At 53.8% G+C, this 20030-nt stretch carries 19 protein-coding genes and 3 riboswitches; of the genes, 14 read left to right on the top strand and 5 right to left on the bottom strand.

All coding sequences use genetic code 11. The features are described from left to right. Position 1: 1 nt before the first annotated feature. Genes IZU99_01200 through cbiD form a run of 3 tightly spaced genes read right to left on the bottom strand, consistent with a single transcriptional unit; the run spans position 2 to position 2900 of the window. Positions 2-1003: a cobalt-precorrin 5A hydrolase gene (locus IZU99_01200; protein ID UOO37914.1), complete on the bottom strand. Its 1002-nt coding sequence runs from the start codon at positions 1001-1003 to the stop codon at positions 2-4. After that, entirely contained in the window at positions 1000-1758 is a 759-nt protein-coding gene (gene cobM / locus IZU99_01195) for a precorrin-4 C(11)-methyltransferase (protein UOO37913.1), read from the bottom strand. Before cobM ends, IZU99_01200 begins: the two co-directional genes overlap by 4 nt. Further along, entirely contained in the window at positions 1755-2900 is a 1146-nt protein-coding gene (gene cbiD, locus IZU99_01190) for a cobalamin biosynthesis protein CbiD (protein ID UOO37912.1), read from the bottom strand. Before cbiD ends, cobM begins: the two co-directional genes overlap by 4 nt. 118 nt (positions 2901-3018) lie before the next feature. Next, positions 3019-3208, bottom strand: a riboswitch (cobalamin riboswitch). Between the two features lie 90 nt (positions 3209-3298). Continuing rightward, a riboswitch (cobalamin riboswitch) is annotated at positions 3299-3479 on the top strand. Positions 3480-3586: 107 nt separating this feature from the next. Further along, a riboswitch (cobalamin riboswitch) is annotated at positions 3587-3750 on the top strand. Between the two features lie 100 nt (positions 3751-3850). On the opposite strand from cbiD, the gene IZU99_01185 reads away from it, so the two are divergent. From IZU99_01185 to IZU99_01135, 11 genes are read left to right on the top strand one after another with little or no spacing between them, the layout of a single operon-like run. After that, complete coding sequence (locus IZU99_01185; protein UOO37911.1) at positions 3851-4597, top strand: energy-coupling factor ABC transporter permease; 747 nt, start codon at positions 3851-3853, stop codon at positions 4595-4597. Positions 4598-4613: 16 nt separating this feature from the next. Then, positions 4614-4901, top strand: a complete 288-nt coding sequence (locus tag IZU99_01180; protein UOO37910.1) for an energy-coupling factor ABC transporter substrate-binding protein — start codon at positions 4614-4616, stop codon at positions 4899-4901. Continuing rightward, positions 4898-5674 (top strand): cobalt ECF transporter T component CbiQ, encoded by a 777-nt coding sequence (cbiQ, locus tag IZU99_01175; protein UOO37909.1) that lies wholly within the window; start codon positions 4898-4900, stop codon positions 5672-5674. Before IZU99_01180 ends, cbiQ begins: the two co-directional genes overlap by 4 nt. Beyond that, positions 5671-6528 (top strand): ATP-binding cassette domain-containing protein, encoded by an 858-nt coding sequence (locus IZU99_01170; GenBank protein UOO37908.1) that lies wholly within the window; start codon positions 5671-5673, stop codon positions 6526-6528. The genes cbiQ and IZU99_01170 overlap by 4 nt, the downstream gene beginning before the upstream one ends. Before the next feature lie 9 nt (positions 6529-6537). Then, the gene (gene cobI, locus IZU99_01165) at positions 6538-7248 is read left to right on the top strand and encodes a precorrin-2 C(20)-methyltransferase (protein ID UOO37907.1); all 711 of its coding nucleotides are present in this window, start codon (positions 6538-6540) and stop codon (positions 7246-7248) included. 3 nt (positions 7249-7251) lie between these two features. After that, positions 7252-8970 carry a glutamyl-tRNA reductase gene (gene hemA, locus IZU99_01160; protein UOO37906.1) on the top strand — a complete coding sequence of 573 codons (1719 nt, stop codon included), beginning with the start codon at positions 7252-7254 and terminating at the stop codon, positions 8968-8970. Beyond that, positions 8967-9854 (top strand): hydroxymethylbilane synthase, encoded by an 888-nt coding sequence (gene hemC, locus IZU99_01155; protein UOO37905.1) that lies wholly within the window; start codon positions 8967-8969, stop codon positions 9852-9854. The genes hemA and hemC overlap by 4 nt, the downstream gene beginning before the upstream one ends. Positions 9855-9876: 22 nt before the next feature. Further along, positions 9877-11388 (top strand): uroporphyrinogen-III C-methyltransferase, encoded by a 1512-nt coding sequence (gene cobA, locus IZU99_01150; protein ID UOO37904.1) that lies wholly within the window; start codon positions 9877-9879, stop codon positions 11386-11388. Beyond that, complete coding sequence (hemB, locus tag IZU99_01145; GenBank protein ID UOO37903.1) at positions 11389-12372, top strand: porphobilinogen synthase; 984 nt, start codon at positions 11389-11391, stop codon at positions 12370-12372. After that, positions 12372-13652: a glutamate-1-semialdehyde 2,1-aminomutase gene (gene hemL / locus IZU99_01140; protein ID UOO37902.1), complete on the top strand. Its 1281-nt coding sequence runs from the start codon at positions 12372-12374 to the stop codon at positions 13650-13652. The genes hemB and hemL overlap by 1 nt, the downstream gene beginning before the upstream one ends. Positions 13653-13665: 13 nt before the next feature. Continuing rightward, positions 13666-14034, top strand: coding sequence for a CbiX/SirB N-terminal domain-containing protein (locus IZU99_01135; GenBank protein ID UOO37901.1), 369 nt, complete (start codon positions 13666-13668; stop codon positions 14032-14034). Positions 14035-14142: 108 nt separating this feature from the next. Here the strand turns inward: IZU99_01135 and IZU99_01130 are convergent, their stop codons facing one another. Together IZU99_01130 and IZU99_01125 are read right to left on the bottom strand one after the other, a co-directional pair. Then, positions 14143-16017 (bottom strand): DUF2207 domain-containing protein, encoded by a 1875-nt coding sequence (locus IZU99_01130; GenBank protein UOO37900.1) that lies wholly within the window; start codon positions 16015-16017, stop codon positions 14143-14145. Positions 16018-16122: 105 nt separating this feature from the next. After that, positions 16123-16671, bottom strand: coding sequence for a LemA family protein (locus IZU99_01125; GenBank protein ID UOO37899.1), 549 nt, complete (start codon positions 16669-16671; stop codon positions 16123-16125). A gap of 224 nt (positions 16672-16895) precedes the next feature. Between IZU99_01125 and IZU99_01120 the strand changes: the two genes are divergently transcribed. The 3 genes from IZU99_01120 (at position 16896) to IZU99_01110 (ending at position 20025) form a co-directional block, all read left to right on the top strand. Then, positions 16896-18545, top strand: coding sequence for a DEAD/DEAH box helicase (locus IZU99_01120; protein ID UOO37898.1), 1650 nt, complete (start codon positions 16896-16898; stop codon positions 18543-18545). 85 nt (positions 18546-18630) lie between these two features. Next, the gene (locus IZU99_01115) at positions 18631-18957 is read left to right on the top strand and encodes a winged helix-turn-helix transcriptional regulator (GenBank protein UOO37897.1); all 327 of its coding nucleotides are present in this window, start codon (positions 18631-18633) and stop codon (positions 18955-18957) included. A gap of 54 nt (positions 18958-19011) precedes the next feature. After that, a complete protein-coding gene (locus IZU99_01110) occupies positions 19012-20025 on the top strand; it encodes a permease (protein ID UOO37896.1) in 1014 nt (337 codons plus the stop codon). Positions 20026-20030: the final 5 nt, after the last annotated feature.

Genomic DNA, 20030 nt, shown 5'->3' with positions numbered 1-20030 from the left:
TTTATTCCTCCAAAAAGCGCACCGTATAGGGCGCGACTGCAAATGCCATGGTGATGCCGTTTCCGGCGTCCTTTTTCGTCAGCAAAGTTCCGCCGCTGCCGAGCACGGCACTTCTTTCGCAGACGTTATCAACGCCCGTTGTTTTACGGACAAACTCTGAAGCAGTAAAGCTCCCTTGAACGTCGGCCAGCGCCAAAGCGGAAAACGTTCGAAACGGCAAATTGCGCGACCGGCAGAAAGATAAAAGGCCCGCCTCTTCCGCCTTTAAATCGATGCTACAAACCTGGCAGACCGCTTCTTCGTAAAAGCTGGACTTTTTAAGAATCATATCAAAAGCCCGGTCTAAATCCTCCGCCGAAACGCCCCTCCGGCAGCCGACGCCGAGCGTCAGAACAGGCGGTACGAGGCGCAGCGCCGCATGACTGCCCTTCGTTTTGATCGTGATGGCGATGTCGTAATTTTTTTTATCCTCTGAAAAGCCCTCCGGCAGCTTGCCTTTGATCGGGAAAAGGCTGCGAAACGCGATTTTCTCACCGGCCAGCAGGCGCGCGGATATCCATTTAATCCGCTCGGGATTGAGAATACACATCTGTTTTCTGCTTGCCCAGGCGTCGACGGCAAAAACACCGCTGCAATCCGTTGCCGTCGTAATAACGGGGATGGCCCCATAAAGGGCCCCGATGGTCCGTGCCAGATCGTTAGCCCCGCCGATATGGCCGGACAGAATCGGGATAACGAACCGGCCAGTTTCATCGAGCACAAGGACGGCCGGGTCGCTCGTTTTTGATTTGATATACGGCGCAATTGCCCGGACGGCAATCCCGGCGGCACCAACAAAAACAAGCGCGTCATCTGTTGCAAAACGGCTTTTCGTCCAGTGATCCAGCGCGCCGTTCGCGCACCGGTTGAGCAGCACATGATGGCCTGCCCCCTCCAGCGCCGCACACAGGCGTTCACCCAGGTCAAAGCCCCGCGCCGTAAAGACAATCATGCCGATGTTCATGTCGAAACGCCCTCGCGAAAAAGCGTTGTAAAGGCGGGATCATACAGCTTCGAGCGGTTGTATTCATTTCCCAGAAAGCCGCCAACTGTAATCAGCGCCGTATTCTTGATGTTGTTCTCCGTCATGGTCTGATGAATCGTTGAAACGGTGCACCGATAAACCTTTTCATCGGGCCATGTCGCCTTATAGACGATGGCGGCGGGCGTGTCGCCCGGATAGCCGCCCTCAAGCAGTTCCCTCTGGAGCGATTCTGTCAGCCCGGAGCTTAAGAAAATCACCATCGTGCAGCCGTGCGCGGCAAAGCTGCGGATGCTCTCCCGCTCGGGCACCGGTGTGCGACCCGCCATTCGGGTAATGACGACGCTTTGGCTGACGTCCGGCAGCGTGTATTCGGCGCGAAGTGCCGCCGCCGCGCCGCAGAAGCTGGACACGCCCGGTACGCTTTCATAAGCGATATCACAAGCGTCAAGCCTGTCCATCTGCTCGCGGATGGCGCCATACAGGCAAGGGTCGCCCGTATGCAGGCGGACGGTGTCTTTGCCCGCCGCCTCCGCCGACGTCATCACGTCCAGCACTTCTTCAAGCGTCATTTTAGCGCTGTTATAAACGGCACATTCTGATTTCGCGTATGATAAAAGCGCCGGATTGACTAGGCTGCCAGCATAGATAATGACATCGGCCTGCTTGAGGCGCTCGGCACCGCGAATGGTAATAAGATCTGGCGCGCCGCTGCCGGCCCCCACAAAATAGATCATTTGTTTTCCTCCCAGCCGAATGATTCGATCAGAGATGCCGCCGAAGCCGTCTGACCGAGAAAGCCATATGTATTTGAAAACAGAACGGCACCGATTTCTGTTGCTTCTCCCGTTTTTCTTTGAAGCTGCTCTTCAATCTTGCTCAGGAGCGATTTGAGCACCTCGTCCCGGATACCGGCTTGCATTAATATATCGACACACGCGTCCGTTGCGGCGCTGTCCATAATGGCGCGCACGGTCAGCTGCCCGGCGCCGCAGAGTGCAGCATGCGCCGCGAGGATTTCCGCCCGGCAGTCCGCTTCACCGGAATGCGTATTCATTATGCCGCCCGCCAGCTTGACGAGCTTGCCAAGATGACCGACGACAAGGATTTTTTGAAAGCCGCTCTGCACCGCAAAGCGCAGCGCCTCGCCAATAAAATTTGAAAATTTTACAGTTGGGGCTGCGCGGAGCTTTGGAAAACGGGACAAAAACGCCGTGCCGTAGTTGCCCGGCGTGAGAACAACGCTTCGATGTCCTTCGGCTGCCAGGGCGCGCAGTTCCAGCCCGATACAATCAATCAGCGCCTGCGTGCTCATCGGTTCGACGATACCGCTTGTCCCCAAAACTGACAGGCCGCCTTTAATGCCGAGCTTTTCGTTAAACGTCTTCTTCGCGCGATCTTCCCCCTCGGGAATACTGATGACGACCGTCAGGCCGCCTGTGTATTGCACACGCTGGCAGATGTGCGCCACTTCCTCGGCGATCATTCGCCGCGGCACCGTGTTTATCGCCGCCGCGCCGACCGGCTGGTTCAGGCCCGGCTTTGTGACGCGGCCAACACCGATACCGCCGTCAATCATAATGCCCGGCTCGTCCACCCGGCTGACAAGGGCGCAGACCAGCATACCGTCGGTGACGTCCGGGTCGTCACCGGCGTCTTTTCTGACGGCGCAAGCGGCCTGTTTGTCATCAAACGACGCGCCGAGCACTGGCACCGTCACGTCGAGGCCCTTCGGCGTCGTCAGGCTGATGGTCTCTGCCATCAACCCCGTCAGAAGCATTTCGGCGGCCGCTTTCGCCGCGAGCGCGGCGCACGTCCCCGTTGTGTAGCCGAGGCGCAGCTTCTGCGCACCTTTTTGAATATAATGCTCGAATGACAAAAGCGCACCCCGTCTCGTCTTTGTGGTTTAAAAAAATAAATGCCCTTCCCGGACGGAAAGGGCAATAAAAGCAAAGAAAACTTTGCAATCGTTACACCGGCCAAAGGTCCGTCAGCCCGTGATGAAATAATCGCAGCGCAGGTATTCTGGCTCTGGCGTCATCGCGTTGTTTCGTCTTCCCATGACAGGCGTCACAGTGACTTCTTGAAACACGCTGGTACCATTACAGCGGCGGCTCCGCGTGGGATTTTCACCCAACTTCCGTCGCGCGGCGAATCAATTTGCGCCCATTGTACCCGGCGGTCACCGTTTTGTCAAGGCTCATCTTTTACCCGCCGGTTTTGAGTGCGCCAAGACAGATATTTTTCAAAGACGCTTGACTCTCCGGTGACTTTATGTATAATGAAATCAAAATCGACAAGTTAATAAACGAATTTGACGTCAGGAAGTCGGGTGAAAATCCCGCACTGTCTCGCAACTGTAAGAGCGGAGCAACGGCCAATTTGCCACTGGGAAACCGGGAAGGCGGCCGGAGCGAAGATGCCCAAGTCAGGATACTGCGTTGAGTTTTTTCCAGACCAGACCTTACGATGTATAAGGGGGGTATTCCGAGGCCGAATGAATATCGGCACGGTTTAACGCGCCTTTTCGAAAAGGTGCGCATTTTTTTGTCGAAATATAAAAATTGAATAAGAAACAAATCTGGCACGCAGGAAGCTGGGTGAGAATCCCGCACTGTCTCGCAACTGTATTTGCCGAGCGACGGCCATCATGCCACTGGGAAACCGGGAAGGCGGCCCGAGCGATGACGCATCAGTCAGGATACTCGGCCGGATCTGGAAAACCATACCTTACGAAGCATAAGGAGGGGTTATTTCTATGGGCAGCACAGGGCATGCCGGTCGAATGCACCTTTCATCGAAGGGTGCAAATTTTTTTGGAGGGGTAACATGAATAAACTGCTATGCGAAAAAAATGCCTTAAAAGCATCCGTTATCGTATCCATCCTGCTGGCCTTTCCAACAATGACCGTCGGTGCCATGCACATTATGGAAGGCTTCCTGCCGCCCCTCTGGTGTATCGCCTGGGGTGCGTTATGCATTCCGTTTATCGTGAAGGGCTTTTTCTCGATCAAAAAGAAAGTTGCCGGTAATTCAAAAACGCTTTTACTGCTGGCAATGTGCGGCGCTTTTGCATTTGTTCTGTCGGCGCTGAAGCTGCCGTCTGTTACGGGCAGTTGCTCACATCCAACGGGCGTCGGTCTTGGTGCTGTATTATTCGGGCCGACATCCATGTCAGTGATCGGCATCATTGTTTTATTATTTCAGGCGATTCTGCTGGCCCACGGCGGTCTGACCACCTTGGGTGCAAACACGTTTTCCATGGGCATTGCCGGGCCTTTCGCGGCTTTCGGTGTCTACTGGCTTTTTAAAAAGCTTAAAACGCCGGTCGGCGTTGCCATTTTTCTTGCCGCTTTCCTCGGCGATCTGTTTACATATGTCGTTACATCCTTTCAGCTTGCCTTTGCCTTCCCGGACCCGTCTGGCGGCGTTATTGTTTCGGCTGTCAAGTTCCTGGGCGTTTTTGCCGTAACACAAATACCGCTGGCGATTTCAGAAGGCATCCTTACCGTGGTCGTCTATCAGGGCATCAAAAAATACAGCCGTCCGGAGCTTGAAGAACTTCAGGCCATTTGAGGGGGATAAGACAGCGATGAAACTCTGGCAGAAAAATATTTTTCTTATCATTCTTGTCGTAATAATTGCCGCTATCCCATTGGTGTTTATACGCGGTGAATACGGCGGATCAGACGATCAGGCCCAATCTGTTATCGCCGAAATTGACAAGGACTATAAACCATGGGCGCACGCACTTTTTGAACCGCCGAGTGGCGAAATCGCGTCTCTTCTCTTTGCGCTGCAGGCATCTATCGGCGCAGGGATTATTGGTTTCGGCTTCGGCAGACTGTCAGCCAAATACAAAGCGGGCGACAAGAATTGAGCCATATTGATCAATACGCCTATCAGTCAAAGCTGGCGCCGGTCAAAGCCGGCACGAAACTCCTGTATGCGCTGACCGTCATGGCTATCTGTCTCTTTTCCGGCTCAGAGCTCGTCAGCGTGTTAACGATTATCATCATGTCGGCAGTTACGCTCCTCTTGGGCGGCTGTCGATGGCAGCGCTACCTGCGCCTTTTAGCGATCCCCCTGACTTTTCTCGTAACAGGGACAATAACCGTTCTCATCACCCGCCTTCGTCCGACGGACGTCTCCATTGTCTCCATCTCTCTATTCGGCGGAATATACGGCATCAGCGCCGCGTCGCTCGATACCGGGATTATGATTTTTTTACGAGCGCTTGGCGCTGTCACCTGCCTTTATTTCTTTTCGCTGAATACACCGATGAACGCTTTTTTATCGCTGCTGCGGCGAAAAGCCCCCGGCCTTTTCGTCGAACTGATGGAGCTCATTTACCGCTTTATTTTTGTCATTTGGGAGGAAGCGGGGAAGATTCATACGGCGCAGGCGTCCAGGCTCGGGTATGACGGTTTCAAACGGAGCATGGCGTCTTTGGCAGAGCTTGTGACGAGCGTTTTCCTCCGTGCCTTCCGGCGTGTTGACCGTGTGAATGTGGCGCTGGCGTCACGCGGCTTTGACGGCAATTTTGAGCTTCTGACCGAACGAGAGGCGCCCAGCCGGATATTAACAGCGCTCACCCTTGCCACCGTCACCGTCCTGACGGCAGCCGCTATCCTTGAAAGGCTTTATCTATGAACATCATTGAAGTCAGAGACCTTTGCTACAGCTATGAGGACGATGAAGCGGCGCTTGACCACGTCAGCCTCGACATCAAAGCGGGGATAACAACAGCCGTTCTCGGCGGCAACGGTGCCGGTAAGTCAACGCTGTTTCTCAATCTAAACGGCGTTCTGACGCCGAAAAGCGGGCGTGTCTTCTTCGAGGGCCATGCGATTGATTATGGTAAAAAGAATCTCCTGGACATCAGGCGAAAGATCGGTATTGTCTTTCAAGACCCGGACGACCAGCTCTTTTCCGCCAGCGTCACAAAAGATATCTCTTTCGGCCTTATGAAGCTTGGTCTCACGCGTGCGGAGATAGAGGCGCGGATTGATCGTGTCGTCCGCCAAACAGGCATTGGGCACATCATTTCAAAGCCTACGCATGCCTTGAGCTTCGGGCAGAAAAAGCGCGTGGCTATCGCCGGCGTTCTCGTCATGGAGCCATCTGTTATCATCCTTGATGAACCGACGGCCGGGCTTGACCCGCAAGGCGTGAGCGAAATATTAAACCTGCTCCGGGAAATCAGGGCAGCTTGCGGCATCACCATCATCATCTCCACACATGACATTGACCTCGTCCCGCTCTATTGCGACGAGGCGATCGTTCTCGACCGGGGGAAGGTGATCTTCAGCGGCACGCCGGAACGGCTGTTCACAGAGCCGGATTTTCTCCGGGCGCACAATCTGCGCCTGCCGCGTATCAATCATTTGATGAACATCCTGCACAATAAGGATAACCTCGACGTCGACACGACGGCCTCCACCATCTCGCAGGCACGCCGGAGCATCAAAGAGCTTCTCGGCACGGAGCCTCATAACCATCAGTAAGGAGCAGTTATGCCAGGAGTTTTATATGGCGTGGGCGTCGGGCCGGGTGACCCGGAGCTCATCACCCTCAAAGCCGCCCGCATTATCAGAAAATGCCCTATTATCGTCGTGCCGAAATCGGGAGACGGTGAGCGCGTTGCCCTCAGCATCGCGCGGCAGGCCGTGCCCGAGCTTGTCGACAAGCAGCTTGTTGAGCTGGACATGCCCATGACGCGGGATCAGGCGCTCCTGCGCGCCTGTCATGAAAAAGCGGCTGAAACGATCGCCACGTATCTTGACGGCGGGGCGGATGTGGCGTTTCTCACGCTTGGCGACCCGTGTATTTATTCAACGTATATCTACGTAGACCGCCTCATCCGGCGAATGGGCCATACGGCGGAAATTATTTCCGGTGTACCGTCATTCTGTGCCGTCTCGGCAAAGCTTGGTGACGCGCTTGTCGAGACGGCTCAGCCGCTGCATATCATCCCGGGATCTTACGGCAGCCTCCGCGAAAATCTTGCCATGCCCGGCACAAAAGTTTTAATGAAGAGCGGCAAAGCCTTTCCCGACGTAAAGGCGGCGCTGTCAGATTTGGGTCTCACCGCAAACGCCAATATGGTTGTCAGCTGCGGGATGCCTGACGAGAAGGTCTATGGCACGTTGGAGAACGTTTCGGAAGTGCCTGGTTATTTCACAATAATCGTTGTCAAAGAAAACGAATCAATGGGCGGAAAGTGAACTATGAACATCTGCATGGCGGGCATTGATTTCAATAAAGCCTCAATTGAATACAGAGAGCGCTTTGCGCTGACGAAAACGGCGCAGGCGGCGATGCTGGGCCGCGTCGGTTCATACACCGGCGTTTCCGGCTGCGTCATCATCAGCACGTGCAACAGAATGGAGCTTTGGACGCATCATACGGGGGCACCCAAGCACAACCCGTTTGATATCCTTTGTGAACTCTTTCACATCGACGCTGCCAACTACAAAAAATTCTTTACCTGCCGGGTGGGCAAGGAGGCTGTCCGTCATCTGTTTGAGCTTGCTGCGGGTTTAAAATCCCTGATTTTCGGTGAGGAACAGATTTTATCGCAGGTCAAGGAAGCCATCGATTTTGCCCGGGCAAGCCGGTCGTCAGACTCGGTGCTCGATTCTCTCTTCCGCCGCGCCGTCACCGCCGCGAAGAAAGCGAAAACAGCCGTGCGTTTGACGCCGGTTGACTGCTCCGCCGCGATGACGGCCGTCGAAATCCTGAAAGAAAAATTCAGCGACCTGAACGGCCTGCCCTGCCTCGTCATCGGCAGCGGTGAGATGGGCCGTCTGGCGGCAGAAAGTCTTGTTGGCGAGGGTGCCGATGTCACCGTCACGCTGCGCCAATACAGCAATGGCGCGACAACGGCTCCCCCGGGCTGCCGCGCGATTGATTATGAGGCGCGTTATAGCCTGCTTGGCGCGAGTGCGGTCATCATCAGCGCGACGAGAAGCCCGCACTATACGCTCTTGTACGACGATGCCAAAACGCATTTCACCGGTTCGGAAAAAATGCTGTTTGATCTGGCCGTACCGCGTGATATTAACCCACAAATCGGCGTGCTGCCGCACATAACGCTTTACGATATAGACCATCTCGGCGGGAGCATGGCGCTTGACGCCGAAAATGCGGCTGTTGGACAGGTTTTGTCGATTCTTGATGCGGAAATCGCGGAATTTGACCGCTGGCGCCGCGTGCGCTCTCTCATGCCGAAAATCACAGAACTCGGCGTCGCCGCGTCGACAGAGGTATCAGAACGGATACGCCACAATCTGCGGCATGTGTCACTTGACGACAGCGCCCGCCGGCTTGTTCACAATGCGGCTGGCCAGGCTGTTTCAAAGGTCGTTGAGAATATTCTGCTGAGTCTTGAGAAAAACGCCGACGATGAGCTGTTCGCCAGCTTTATATCCGATATGCAGGATGAAGCGGCTCTCAAACCGATGGACAACGACTCGCCCAATTTGCCGCCGCGCTTTCCACTCTTTCTGGATCTCTCCGGTAAAGAAGTCGTCGTTGTCGGGGCTGGCCCGGTAGCCTGCCGCCGCATTAAAACACTTTTGTCCTATCCATGCCGGATCACCGTCATCGCCCCTGACGTCCATGAGGAAATCAACGGTTTTCATCAGCGAAAAGAAATTACGCTGTACCAAAAAGCGTATGAGCCCCGTGATCTTGAAAACGCCTTTTTAGTTATTGCGGCGACCGACAGCAGATCGCTCAATCATCAGATTGCGCTCGATGCCGAAAAGGCCGGCCAACATTGCAGTATCGCCGACTGCAAAGAAGAGTGCAGCTTCTTCTTCCCGGCAACGGTTCATTATAACGGCGGGGTTATCGGCATTTGCGGCACCGGCGACAATCACACCCGGACGAAAAACATCACAGACGATATCCGCGAATTTATTAAAACAAGGGAACAGCTATGAAACGATTGATTAAAGTCGGCAGCCGGGAAAGCGCGCTTGCCGTTATTCAGGCAAAGCTCGTTATCGAACAGATCAAGCATCATCACCCGGAACTTGATTTTAAGCTGATCACCATGAAAACAAGCGGTGACGTCATTTTAGACAGAAATCTTGACGAGGTCGGCGGAAAGGGTCTTTTCGTCAAGGAGCTCGATATCGGCCTGCGCGGCGGCCAAATTGATTTTGCCGTTCACAGCCTGAAAGACATGCCCATGCAAACACCGGACGATTTGCCGATCATCAGTTATACAAAACGTGAAAATCCGTTTGACGCCCTTGTTTTGCCAAAAGGGGCAAGCGTCGTTGATTTATCAAAGCCCTTCGGCTGCTCAAGCGCCCGCCGGAAGCTTCAGCTCGAAAAATTGTACCCGGGCGTGTCGGTTAATGGCATCCGCGGCAACGTCTTGCTCCGGCTCAGCAAGCTGGACGGCGGCGACTATGCCGCTACGGTGCTGGCCTGTGCAGGCCTCAACCGCATGGGGCTTTCCGGGCGCATCACGCGTGTTTTTACTGAGAGCGAAATGATTCCGGCAGCCGGCCAGGGAATTTTGGCTGTACAGGCCAGAGCGGGCGACGATCATTCCTATCTCCACTGCGTTGACGACCGCGAAGCAAGGCTCGCGTCAACGGCCGAGCGCGCCTTTGTCCGCCGTTTGGACGGCGGCTGCTCCTCCCCCATTGCGGCGTATGCGAAAATTACGGGGAAGACGATTCGGCTTTTCGGCCTTCATTATGATGAAAAGAGCGCCCGGCATATGACCGGCGCCATGGAGATGTCGGCAGACTGCGCCGAGCAGCTTGGGGTCACCCTTGCCGAATTGCTTTTAAAAGAGATAAAGGCCTGACGCGCCTCAAAGGAGAATGAGAATGAAAAAAGGGAAAGTTTGGCTCGTCGGTGCCGGTCCGTCCGACATCGGTCTTCTGACACTGAAAGCAAAAAGTCTCCTGGAGGAAGCCGACGTTGTTTTATATGACAGCCTCGTGGGTGATGCGATACTGGGCCTTATCCCGGAAAGCGCCAAACGTATCAATGTTGGCAAGCGCGCCGGGCACGCCGTCATGAAGCAGGAGCGCATTAACGAGGTGCTGCTTAAAGAAGCGCAGAAAGGGCAAAACGTCGTCCGCCTCAAGGGCGGCGACCCGTTCCTTTTCGGCCGCGGCGGTGAAGAGCTGGAGCTTTTGAATGCGCACCGTGTCCCGTTTGAAATTGTCCCCGGCGTCACCTCGGCCATCGCGGTGCCCGCGTATGCCGGTATTCCCGTGACGCACCGGGATTTTTGTTCATCCGTTCACATCATCACAGGCCATCTTAAAAATGACGATAAGCCTGACATCGATTTCGACGCGCTTGTGAGGCTCAACGGCACCCTGATATTTTTAATGGGCGTCGGGGCGTTGGATTATATCTGCAATAGCTTGATCCAATCCGGAATGAGCCCGCACATGCCGGCGGCTGTTTTGGAAAAAGGGACGACAGCCGCCCAGCGCCGCGTCGTCTCGACACTGGAAAAATTGCCGGAGACAGCTCGCCGTGAAAACATCTCAACGCCGTCCATAATCATCATCGGCATGGTCTGCAGCCTGTCCGAAAAATTCCACTGGGCGGAGGACAGGCCCTTGGGTGGGGCGCGCGTCGTCGTGACGCGCCCGCAGGAGCTAGCCTCCAAGCTGACGAAAAAACTTCGGGCGCTCGGTGCCGAGGTTCTCGAAATCCCGGCGATCAAAACGGCGGCGATTTCTCAAAACGCCCCCTTCCAATCGGCTCTTGAAAATTTGAAGGATTATGCGTGGGTGGTCTTGACAAGTCAGGCGGGTGTCGAAATTTTCTTTGATACCCTCCGAAAAAATAAAACTGATATTCGGGCGCTCGGCGCTATGAAATTTGCAGCCATCGGCTCGGCAACGGAAAAAGCGATCAACAGCCGCGGTATATTCGTCGATTGCGTCCCGGCTGTTTACGATACGGCCCATTTAGGCAAGGCGCTGGCCGCTGTCGTCAAGCCCGGCGAAAAGCTCCTCATCCCGCGTGCTAAAATCGGCTCCTCGGAATTAACAGCGGCACTGGACGACGCCGGTATCGTTTACGACGACATTCCGGTGTATGACACGCTGTATCCCAACAATATGCTTTGCCGCGATATCCTCGGGAAGAAAAAAATCGACTTCGTCGCTTTTACGAGCGCCTCCACCGTCCGTGGCTTTGCGGCGCTTTATGAATCGGCTGATTTTTCCGAAATTACAGCCGTCTGCATCGGTGAGCAGACAGCGCAGGAAGCCCGAACGTTCGGCATGAAAACGGCCGTCTCCAAGGAGATTTCAGTTGAGAGCCTTGCAGAGAAAATCGCCGAGCTCCATCAATCTGTGCGGGAGGGCGCGTAAATGGACCTTGTTCACAGACCGCGCCGTCTCCGTGGCGCTCCGGCGCTTCGGGAAATGGTTCGGGAAACGCGGATTTCGAAAGCCTCCCTCATTTACCCGCTATTCATTAAAGAAGGTAATCAAATCGCAGAGGAAATCGCCGCCATGCCGGGTCAGTTCCGTTACAGCGTTGACCGCCTTCCGGCGGTTATAGAGCCGTTGTTGAAGGCCGGTATTGACAAAGTTCTCCTCTTCGGCATTCCGGACGGCAAGGACGCGCTGGCAAGCGGCGCTTATGCAGACGACGGCATCGTCCAGAAGGCGCTTATTAAAATAAAAGCGGAATATCCGTCCGTTTACTGTGTCACAGACGTCTGCCTCTGTGAATATTCCTCGCACGGTCACTGCGGCGTGATAAGCGGTCACGCGGTGGATAATGACAAGACGCTGCCGCTTTTGGCCAAAACGGCGCTCTCACAGGCCCAGGCCGGTGCCGATATGGTCGCTCCGTCGGATATGATGGACGGCCGCGTCGCCGCAATCCGGGCGTGCCTCGACCAGAATTCCTATTCACATATCCCCATCATGAGCTACGCCGTCAAATACAGCTCTGCCTTCTACGGCCCGTTTCGCGACGCGGCCGGTTCCGCACCCGCCTTTGGCGACCGACGCGGTTATCAGATGGATTATCACAATAAAAAAGAAGCCCTCAAGGAGGCCGCGCTTGACCTTCAAGAAGGCGCCGATATCTTAATGGTCAAGCCCGCGCTCTCTTACCTCGATGTGATTGACCGTGTTTCCGCCGCCTGCAACGTCCCCACGGCGGCTTACAGCGTCAGCGGCGAGTATGCAATGATCAAGTCGGCAGCTCGCGCGGGGTATGTCGACGAATCGTCCATGATCTGCGAGACAACGGCGTCCATCTTCAGGGCTGGTGCCGATATTTTGATTTCCTATTACGCGCCGGAAATCGCCGGTTTGATTGACGCGGGGAGGCTTGGCTAATGACAGAATCAGAGCGCCTGTTTGAGCAAGCGAAAAAAGTAATCCCCGGCGGCGTCAACAGCCCGGTGCGCGCGTTTATGTCGGTTTCCGGCACGCCCCGCTTTATTAAAAGCGCCGATGGTGCCCTGATAACAGATGTTGACGGAAACGAGTATGTCGATTATATCGGTTCCTGGGGGCCGATGATTCTCGGTCATAACCATCCCGTTATTTTAGAAGCCGTTATGAAGGCCGCCCGAGACGGCCTGAGCTACGGTGCGGCGACGGCGCGGGAAGTGACAATGGCGGAGCTCATCTGTTCGATTTTCCCATCCATCGATATGGTGCGCATGGTCAACTCGGGCACCGAGGCTGTCATGAGCGCCATTCGCGTGGCCCGCGGTGCAACCGGCCGGGACAAAATTCTTAAATTTGAGGGCTGTTATCACGGCCATTGCGACGCGATGCTGGTGAAGGCGGGCTCCGGCCTGATGACGGCCGGTATCTCCGGCAGCGCCGGTGTGACAGCAGGCTGTGCCAAGGACACGTTGACGGCGCCCTATAACGACCTCGAAATAACAAAAGAAATCTTCGAACGCAACAAAGGCGAGATTGCGGCCGTTATCATTGAGCCTGTCGCCGCAAATATGGGCGTTATCCCGCCACGGGAAAATTTCCTTACAGCTCTGCGCATGCTGTGCAATGAAAACGGGACGCTTTTAATTTTTGATGAAGTCATTACAGGCTTTCGTCTCGGGCTTGGCGGGGCGCAGGAGCGCTTCGGCGTCCGCCCGGACCTGACGGCCTTTGGAAAAATCATCGGCGGCGGGCTCCCTGTCGGGGCTTATGGCGGCCGGAGAGACCTTATGGCGCAAGTCGCGCCGCTCGGTGCCGTCTACCAGGCGGGCACGTTAAGCGGCAACCCGATTGCAATGGCGGCAGGTATCGCCCAGTTGACTTATCTAAAGGAACATCCGGCGGTTTACGCACACCTGGAAGCATCAGCCGAAAAGCTGTTTAGCGGGTTGCAAGAAATCGTTGACCGCGCCGGTGTGCCCTGTGCGTTAAACCGCGTCGGCTCGCTGGGCTGCCTTTTCTTTACGCCCGGCCCTGTCGACAATTTCAATGATGCCCAACGCGCCGATACGGTAGGCTTCTCCCGGTATTTTATGCACATGCTCCAAAGCGGCGTTTATCTGGCGCCGTCGCAATTTGAAGCGATGTTTTTGTCAGACGCGCATACCAACGAGCAGCTTGATAAAACACTGGCGGCAGCGGCACACTATTTTAAAAACATATAACAGGAGAGTTCAAATGACTGGTATTCTGCTCTTAGCGCACGGCAGCCGTGAAGGCGACACAGAAAAGACCATGGCGCAAATCACGTCTTTCGTCAAAGAAATTCTTGTCAGCGATATGATTGAGGAAGCGTATCTGCAGTTTCGGGACAAAAACCTTGAAGCGGGCATTAAAAACCTCATTGATAAAGGTGCCGACAACATCGTCGTTATCCCTTATTTCCTCTTTGCCGGAATTCATATAAAAGAAGATATACCGGGAGAAATCGCGGCGCTCAACGAAAAATACCCCCATGTCAAAATGACGATGGGGTCAACGCTCGGCACGGATCGGCGGCTGGCTGAAATCGTGTCCGACCGCGTCAGGCAGGTTATAGCAATTTAAGTTACAGCGCTTCGAATCTCAAACAGGCGCCCCGACGAGTCCGGAGAAGCCGCCAAAAAAGACCGTCACCGTTAATCGGTGGCGGTCCTTTTTCAGATAGTCAATATTCTACCAACTGCCGCCGCCGCCACCGCCGCCGCCGCCGCCGGAGAAGCCGCCGCCGGAAAAGCCGCTGCCGCCGCCCGAGGAGGACGGGCGCGAGACCATCGTCGACTGCACGGCATTCATCGAGCGGTTGAGGTCGCTCATGAACATAACGGGATAGAAGGCGCCTCCGTGGCCATAGTACCAGTCCGGCGGCTGAATCGCGATCGTCTCGAACTTTTTAGCCCATTTGTCCGACACGTTGAGCACCCAGGCGTAGGGCAGGATGTTGTAGAAATACTTCGGGTCCTGCTCGACAAGGGTGACGAGCTTGTCGCGCTCGGCAAGCTCCAGGAAATCGCGAAAGCCGCTGATTTTGCCCATCCACTCCGTTCCTTTGGGCGTGCGCTTGTCGATAAACGCGGCAATCAGGCCGAGCAGCACCGTCCCTAGGGCGGCGCACCAGGGCAGCGCCGGGACAAACACGGAATCCGCTGTCATCACGAGGAAAAATGTCATGGTGATAAAAGCCAGAAGTATCCCGGCGATGAGCGAAGCAACCCGGCTGACCGGGCCCTTGCCGCGCCACCGGCGGAGCGTGCTGACAAGCAGCATCACGGGCAGCATAATGAGAATGCCAAAAATCGCCGTTGTGATCAAGGTGTCTGTAAAATCTTGCGACAGACGGAAATTCGTCAATAGGAGCGTCAGCATAACGGGCAGCGCCGTCATGAAGCTGACAAGCGGCCGCAACGCAGCGGACGTTTTTGTAAACACGCGGCGCTTTTCATGATCAAACGAATTGCTGACCATCGTCTTGGTGCTGTTGACGGTTGTATAAAATGTGTTCGTCAGACTCGCTGACGTCACGAGTGCACCGGTTGCAAAAAGATTTTGGAACATATGTTTTTCAAATAGTTGGGCATCATCATCCGGTTCGCGGAGCTTTCGGAATTGGAATTTTGACCCGCCGGTGTCTTCGATCGTCAGATAGCCGCGGTGCGCCCAGTAAATAATAAGCGACACGACATCCCGGTTGTCAACGACGCCGTCAATGATGTACCCCACCTCGGCAGGGGTGAGGCCGTCCGGTGCGTAAAACTCGACGGTTTTGACAACCTTGCTGTCCCTGCCGTAGAGCAGGAAGAGGACGAAGGCCAACAGCACAAGCAACGCGATACCGACGAGGAGGGCAACGTCCGGGCCGCCCTGATTGGGAATGGCAAAGTAACCCTGCGGCAACTCCAGGCGCATTGTGACGCCCTGCCCGCTGGCAAGCGGCCGGCTGACCTCGCCTGTGATTGTGTTGCCGACCACCTGATACGTCAGCGATGCGGTGTCATAACCGGAAGTCCCATACGTACCGGTCGAGAAGCCCAGCGTCGCGGGGTCAAAGCTCTTCGGCAGCGTCACGGAAAAGGAGGCGTGATCGATCGTTGTATCCCATTCTGTGCCGATGATGTTGTAGTAGACTTCGTCCATATTCGGCAGCCCATCGTCATAAAACTGGATGCTGTAGGATATCCGGTAGACCTGCGTGCCGTCCACATATTTGTCGGCGTCGCCGATTTTGATAACGACGTCGCCGCCACTTTTGCTGACGGAATAATTGTCCCCGTCCACACGGATATTCGATATTTTGGCCCGCCAGTCTGTATTGCCGCCGTGGTCCGCGTCTCGCAGCCATGTACCATTATAGGGGATGTTGCGATAGATACCGTGCCGCGGCTCCGTAAATTTGACGGTAATGACCTCGGTCACGTCATATGTATTCTTCTCAGAAATGTTGACGTTTACTTTATAGTTGGAGATCGTGAAATATTCCGCCGCTGCCGCCGGCATGATGAGCAGCGCCGCGAGGGCGGCGATTAAGATGACAATGGCAAAAATCTTCTTCATAGGAATCCCCTTCGCTCAAATTGTCCATTCACGTTATAAAGGATAGCATCAGCAGAAAGCGGCGGCTTGCTTGCAATGCTATCCTTTGTATACGCTGTGTCAGATTTAGAATTGAACCTTGACGTTCTGGCGTTCTGCGCCGTCGATCTCGAACATGGGCTTCTTCTCAAGATGCATCATGTTGGCAACGATGACGCTCGGGAAGGCCTCACGCGCGATGTTGAATTCACGGACGATGGCGTTGTAATACTTGCGGGAATTCATAATATCGTTTTCAATGGCCGCCAGCTGCCCCTGCAGGTCAAGAAAGTTCTGATTGGCCTTGAGTTCTGGATAATTTTCTGCAAGGGCGAACAGTGATTTAAGTGTGCCTGTCAGCATGTTTTCGCCCTGCGCCCGCTCCTCAAGCGACTGTGCGCCCATGGCCATGCTCCGGGCTTTGACGATGTTTTCAAACGTCGTGCTTTCGTGTTTGGCGTAACCCTTAACGGTCTCAACAAGGTTGGGCACGAGATCATAGCGCTTTTTCAGATAGACATCCATCGTGGAGAAGGCTTCTTCAACGCGGTTGCGCAGAGAAACGAAACGGTTATAAGCGCTAATAAACCAGATGATGAGGATAATGACAACGATGCCGACAATAATCCAACCCATGCAAAAACGCTCCTATCCTAACAAAACTTTATTTAATAGTATCAAAATAGAATGGCCGCTGTCAACATGCCGCCAAGTCAAATCTGTCCCAATAGCCTGCTAAACAACATTGTATTTGACAATATACAGTGAATATGATAGTTTAAACGGCGAATCATACAAATTAATCGTTTATTGAAACGAGGCATTCTGTCTCGTTTTTTATTTTAGAATTGAGGAAATAAATGACAAAAATTCCGTTTTCGCAGCTGAACCTGACCCCAAAAATTGAAAGAGCCATTGTCGAGATGGGCTTTGATTTCGCCACACCTGTCCAATCCGAGGCTATTCCTCTTATCAGAACAGGCGCGGACGTTATCGCGCGCTCGCAGACTGGAACAGGAAAAACAGTCGCTTTTGCAATTCCGGCAATTGAGAAGGTTGACAATCATGAGGAGAAGCCGACGATTCAGGTGCTTATTCTCTGCCCGACGCGTGAGCTGGCGATGCAGGCTGCCGACGAAATTCGCAAAGTTGCACGCTTTAAAACGGGCGTCCGTCCCGTTGAAATATATGGCGGCGCCGCGATTGACAAGCAGTGTATTCGCCTGCGACGGGCCAACATCGTCGTCGGCACGCCCGGCCGGGTGATGGACCATATGCGGCGGAAAACCATTAAACTGAACAATTTGAAAATGGTCATTCTGGATGAGGCCGACGAGATGCTAAATATGGGCTTCAAAGAAGATATCGAGACAATTCTAAGAGATACGCCGGAAGACCGGCAGACTGTTCTGTTTTCCGCAACGATGCCACCGGCGATTTTAAAACTGACAAACGAGTTCCAAACGAACCCGCAAATGATTGAGATTAATAAGGATCAGGTGACAATCGCCGAGATTGAACAAAATTTCGTCGATGTGCCCCATAACAGAAAGAAAGACGCGCTCGTTGCCCTCCTGGATTTTCATGCGCCGGCCAAAGCAATTATTTTTTGCAATACGAAGAAGATGGTCGATGAGCTTACGGAGCTGCTGGCTTTTCGGAATTTCAGCGTTGAGAGTATTCACAGTGATATTAAGCAATCCCAGAGGACAGCTGTCATGCATGGGTTTAAGCAGGGCAGAACCGCCATCCTCATCGCAACGGATATTGCCGCCCGTGGCATCGACGTCAGCGATGTGGATATGGTGATCAACTTCGATATTCCGGCTAATTCCGAGTACTATGTGCACCGAATCGGCCGCACAGGCCGTGCCGGAAAATTCGGCCGGTCTGTCACGCTGTGCAGCGGCAATCGCGAGGTTTACGCCATGCGGAATATCGCGCGCGAAGCAAAGTCTCAGATTACGCGGATTGAACTGCCGACGACCGACGAAATCAAGAAGGTGAATCGTGCAAAAATAACCTCGGCCATGGAAGAGGCGCTGCAAATTGAGATAACACCTTACTTTTCTGAAATGGCGGATCAATTGGCCATGCGTGGTTATACCTATCATCAGATTGCCGCAGCAGCGATGCAGCTGAATTTTGAGCGCGATTTGGCACCGGCCATTATCCCTCATGTGCAGCAGCCTGTTAATGATGCCATGCCGAAAGAACGCAAGCGCCCCGCCTTGCCGAAAGCGAAACCGTCCGTCTATGAAACGATTCTGCTTGATGTCGGCTCAAGGCATCGCGCCGCCGTCAATCACATCATCGGCGCTATCGTCGATCGCACATCCCTCACAGTCCGTGATATCGGCAAAGTGGAGGTTTTTCCGGAACAGACAGTCGTTGAAATCCCGGTAGGCCGCAGTAACGAGATCATTGGCAATATGACCGACTGCAAAATATGCGGGCAGCCCGTCAAAATGGAAAAACTGTCGGCGCCCTTCGGCAAGAAAAGAAAATGACAATTTTTCATAAAACACATTGACAAATTTGAATGTGACGATTATGCTATTATATATCGATTATTCTCGATTTGGAGTGAGGGGCATGGAATTGGCGCATCGGGAAAACGCGCGTGTTTTTAAAGCTTTTTGCGATGAAAACCGTCTCATGATTCTCCAGCTTTTACGCAGTGGCGAAAAATGCGCCTGCGTCCTGCTGGAGAAGCTTCTAATCAGCCAGTCGACGTTATCGTATCACATGAAAATCTTATGTGATTCCGGTATTGTTGACAGCCGGCAGGACGGAAAATGGACGCACTATCAACTCAGCGAGAGCGGCAGCCAGCATGCCTTGGACCTGCTGAAGAGACTGACAAGCCTTGATATAAAAACTGTCAATACAAACTGCTGCCTGAAAAAGCCGTCAGCCTGATGGCTTTTATTCGGACAAATATATCGAAATTTTTAAATGTGAAGGGGTGTTACTATGACCGCTATCGAGTCCATATGGGTCTTTTTTCAAACACAAATATTGGGGATGAACTGGCTGCACGCGCTTATCGGAACAGCAATTACGTCACTGGGCCTCGATTTAAACACACGGCTCTGGGGCAGCGTTCAGTTTTTCCTGTATGACGCCGTCAAGATTCTCGTTTTACTCTCCGTTCTCATTTTGATCATTTCCTATATCCAAAGCTATTTTCCGCCCGAACGGACTAAGCGGATTTTAGGGCGGTTTAACGGCCTTATCGCTAACGCGCTTGCTGCGCTGCTCGGCACGGTGACGCCGTTTTGTTCCTGCTCCTCGATTCCGCTCTTTATTGGTTTCTCCAGTGCCGGTCTGCCCGTCGGTGTCACATTTTCGTTTCTGATTTCGTCGCCGCTCGTTGATTTGGGCTCCCTTGTCCTGCTCATGAGCATCTTTGGCGGAAAAGTTGCCCTCGCCTATGTCGTCGTCGGTCTTGTTCTGGCCGTTATCGGCGGGACGCTGATTCAAAAACTCGGTATGGAAAAGCATGTAGAGAGCTTCATTAAATCTGCCGCCAGTGTCGATCTCGAATCACCCGAGCTGACAAAGCGAGATCGCCTGCAATATGCGTGGGAACAGGTGCAGGCAACCGTCAGAAAAGTCTTCTGGTATGTTCTCATCGGCGTTGGCATCGGCGCTATCATCCACAACTGGATACCGGAGAGCATCATCCAAATGATTCTTGGAAATAAAAACCCGTTTTCCGTCATTCTGGCGACGGTTGTCGGCGTTCCGATGTATGCCGATATCTTTGGCACAATCCCAATTGCAGAAGCACTCTTTTTGAAGGGCGTCGGCCTCGGAACAATCCTGTCGTTTATGATGGCGGTCACGGCGCTGTCGGCACCCTCCATAATTATGCTGCGTCGCGCCGTCAAACCGAAACTGCTGGCGGTTTTTGTTGCGATTGTCACTGTTGGTATTATCATCATCGGGTATTTGTTCAATGCCCTTCAATTTTTGTTGGTATAGGAGGC

The organism is Oscillospiraceae bacterium CM (genome assembly GCA_022870705.1).
Taxonomy (GTDB): domain Bacteria; phylum Bacillota; class Clostridia; order Oscillospirales; family Oscillospiraceae; genus Sporobacter.
This window is presented reverse-complemented; position numbering and strand designations above follow the sequence as displayed.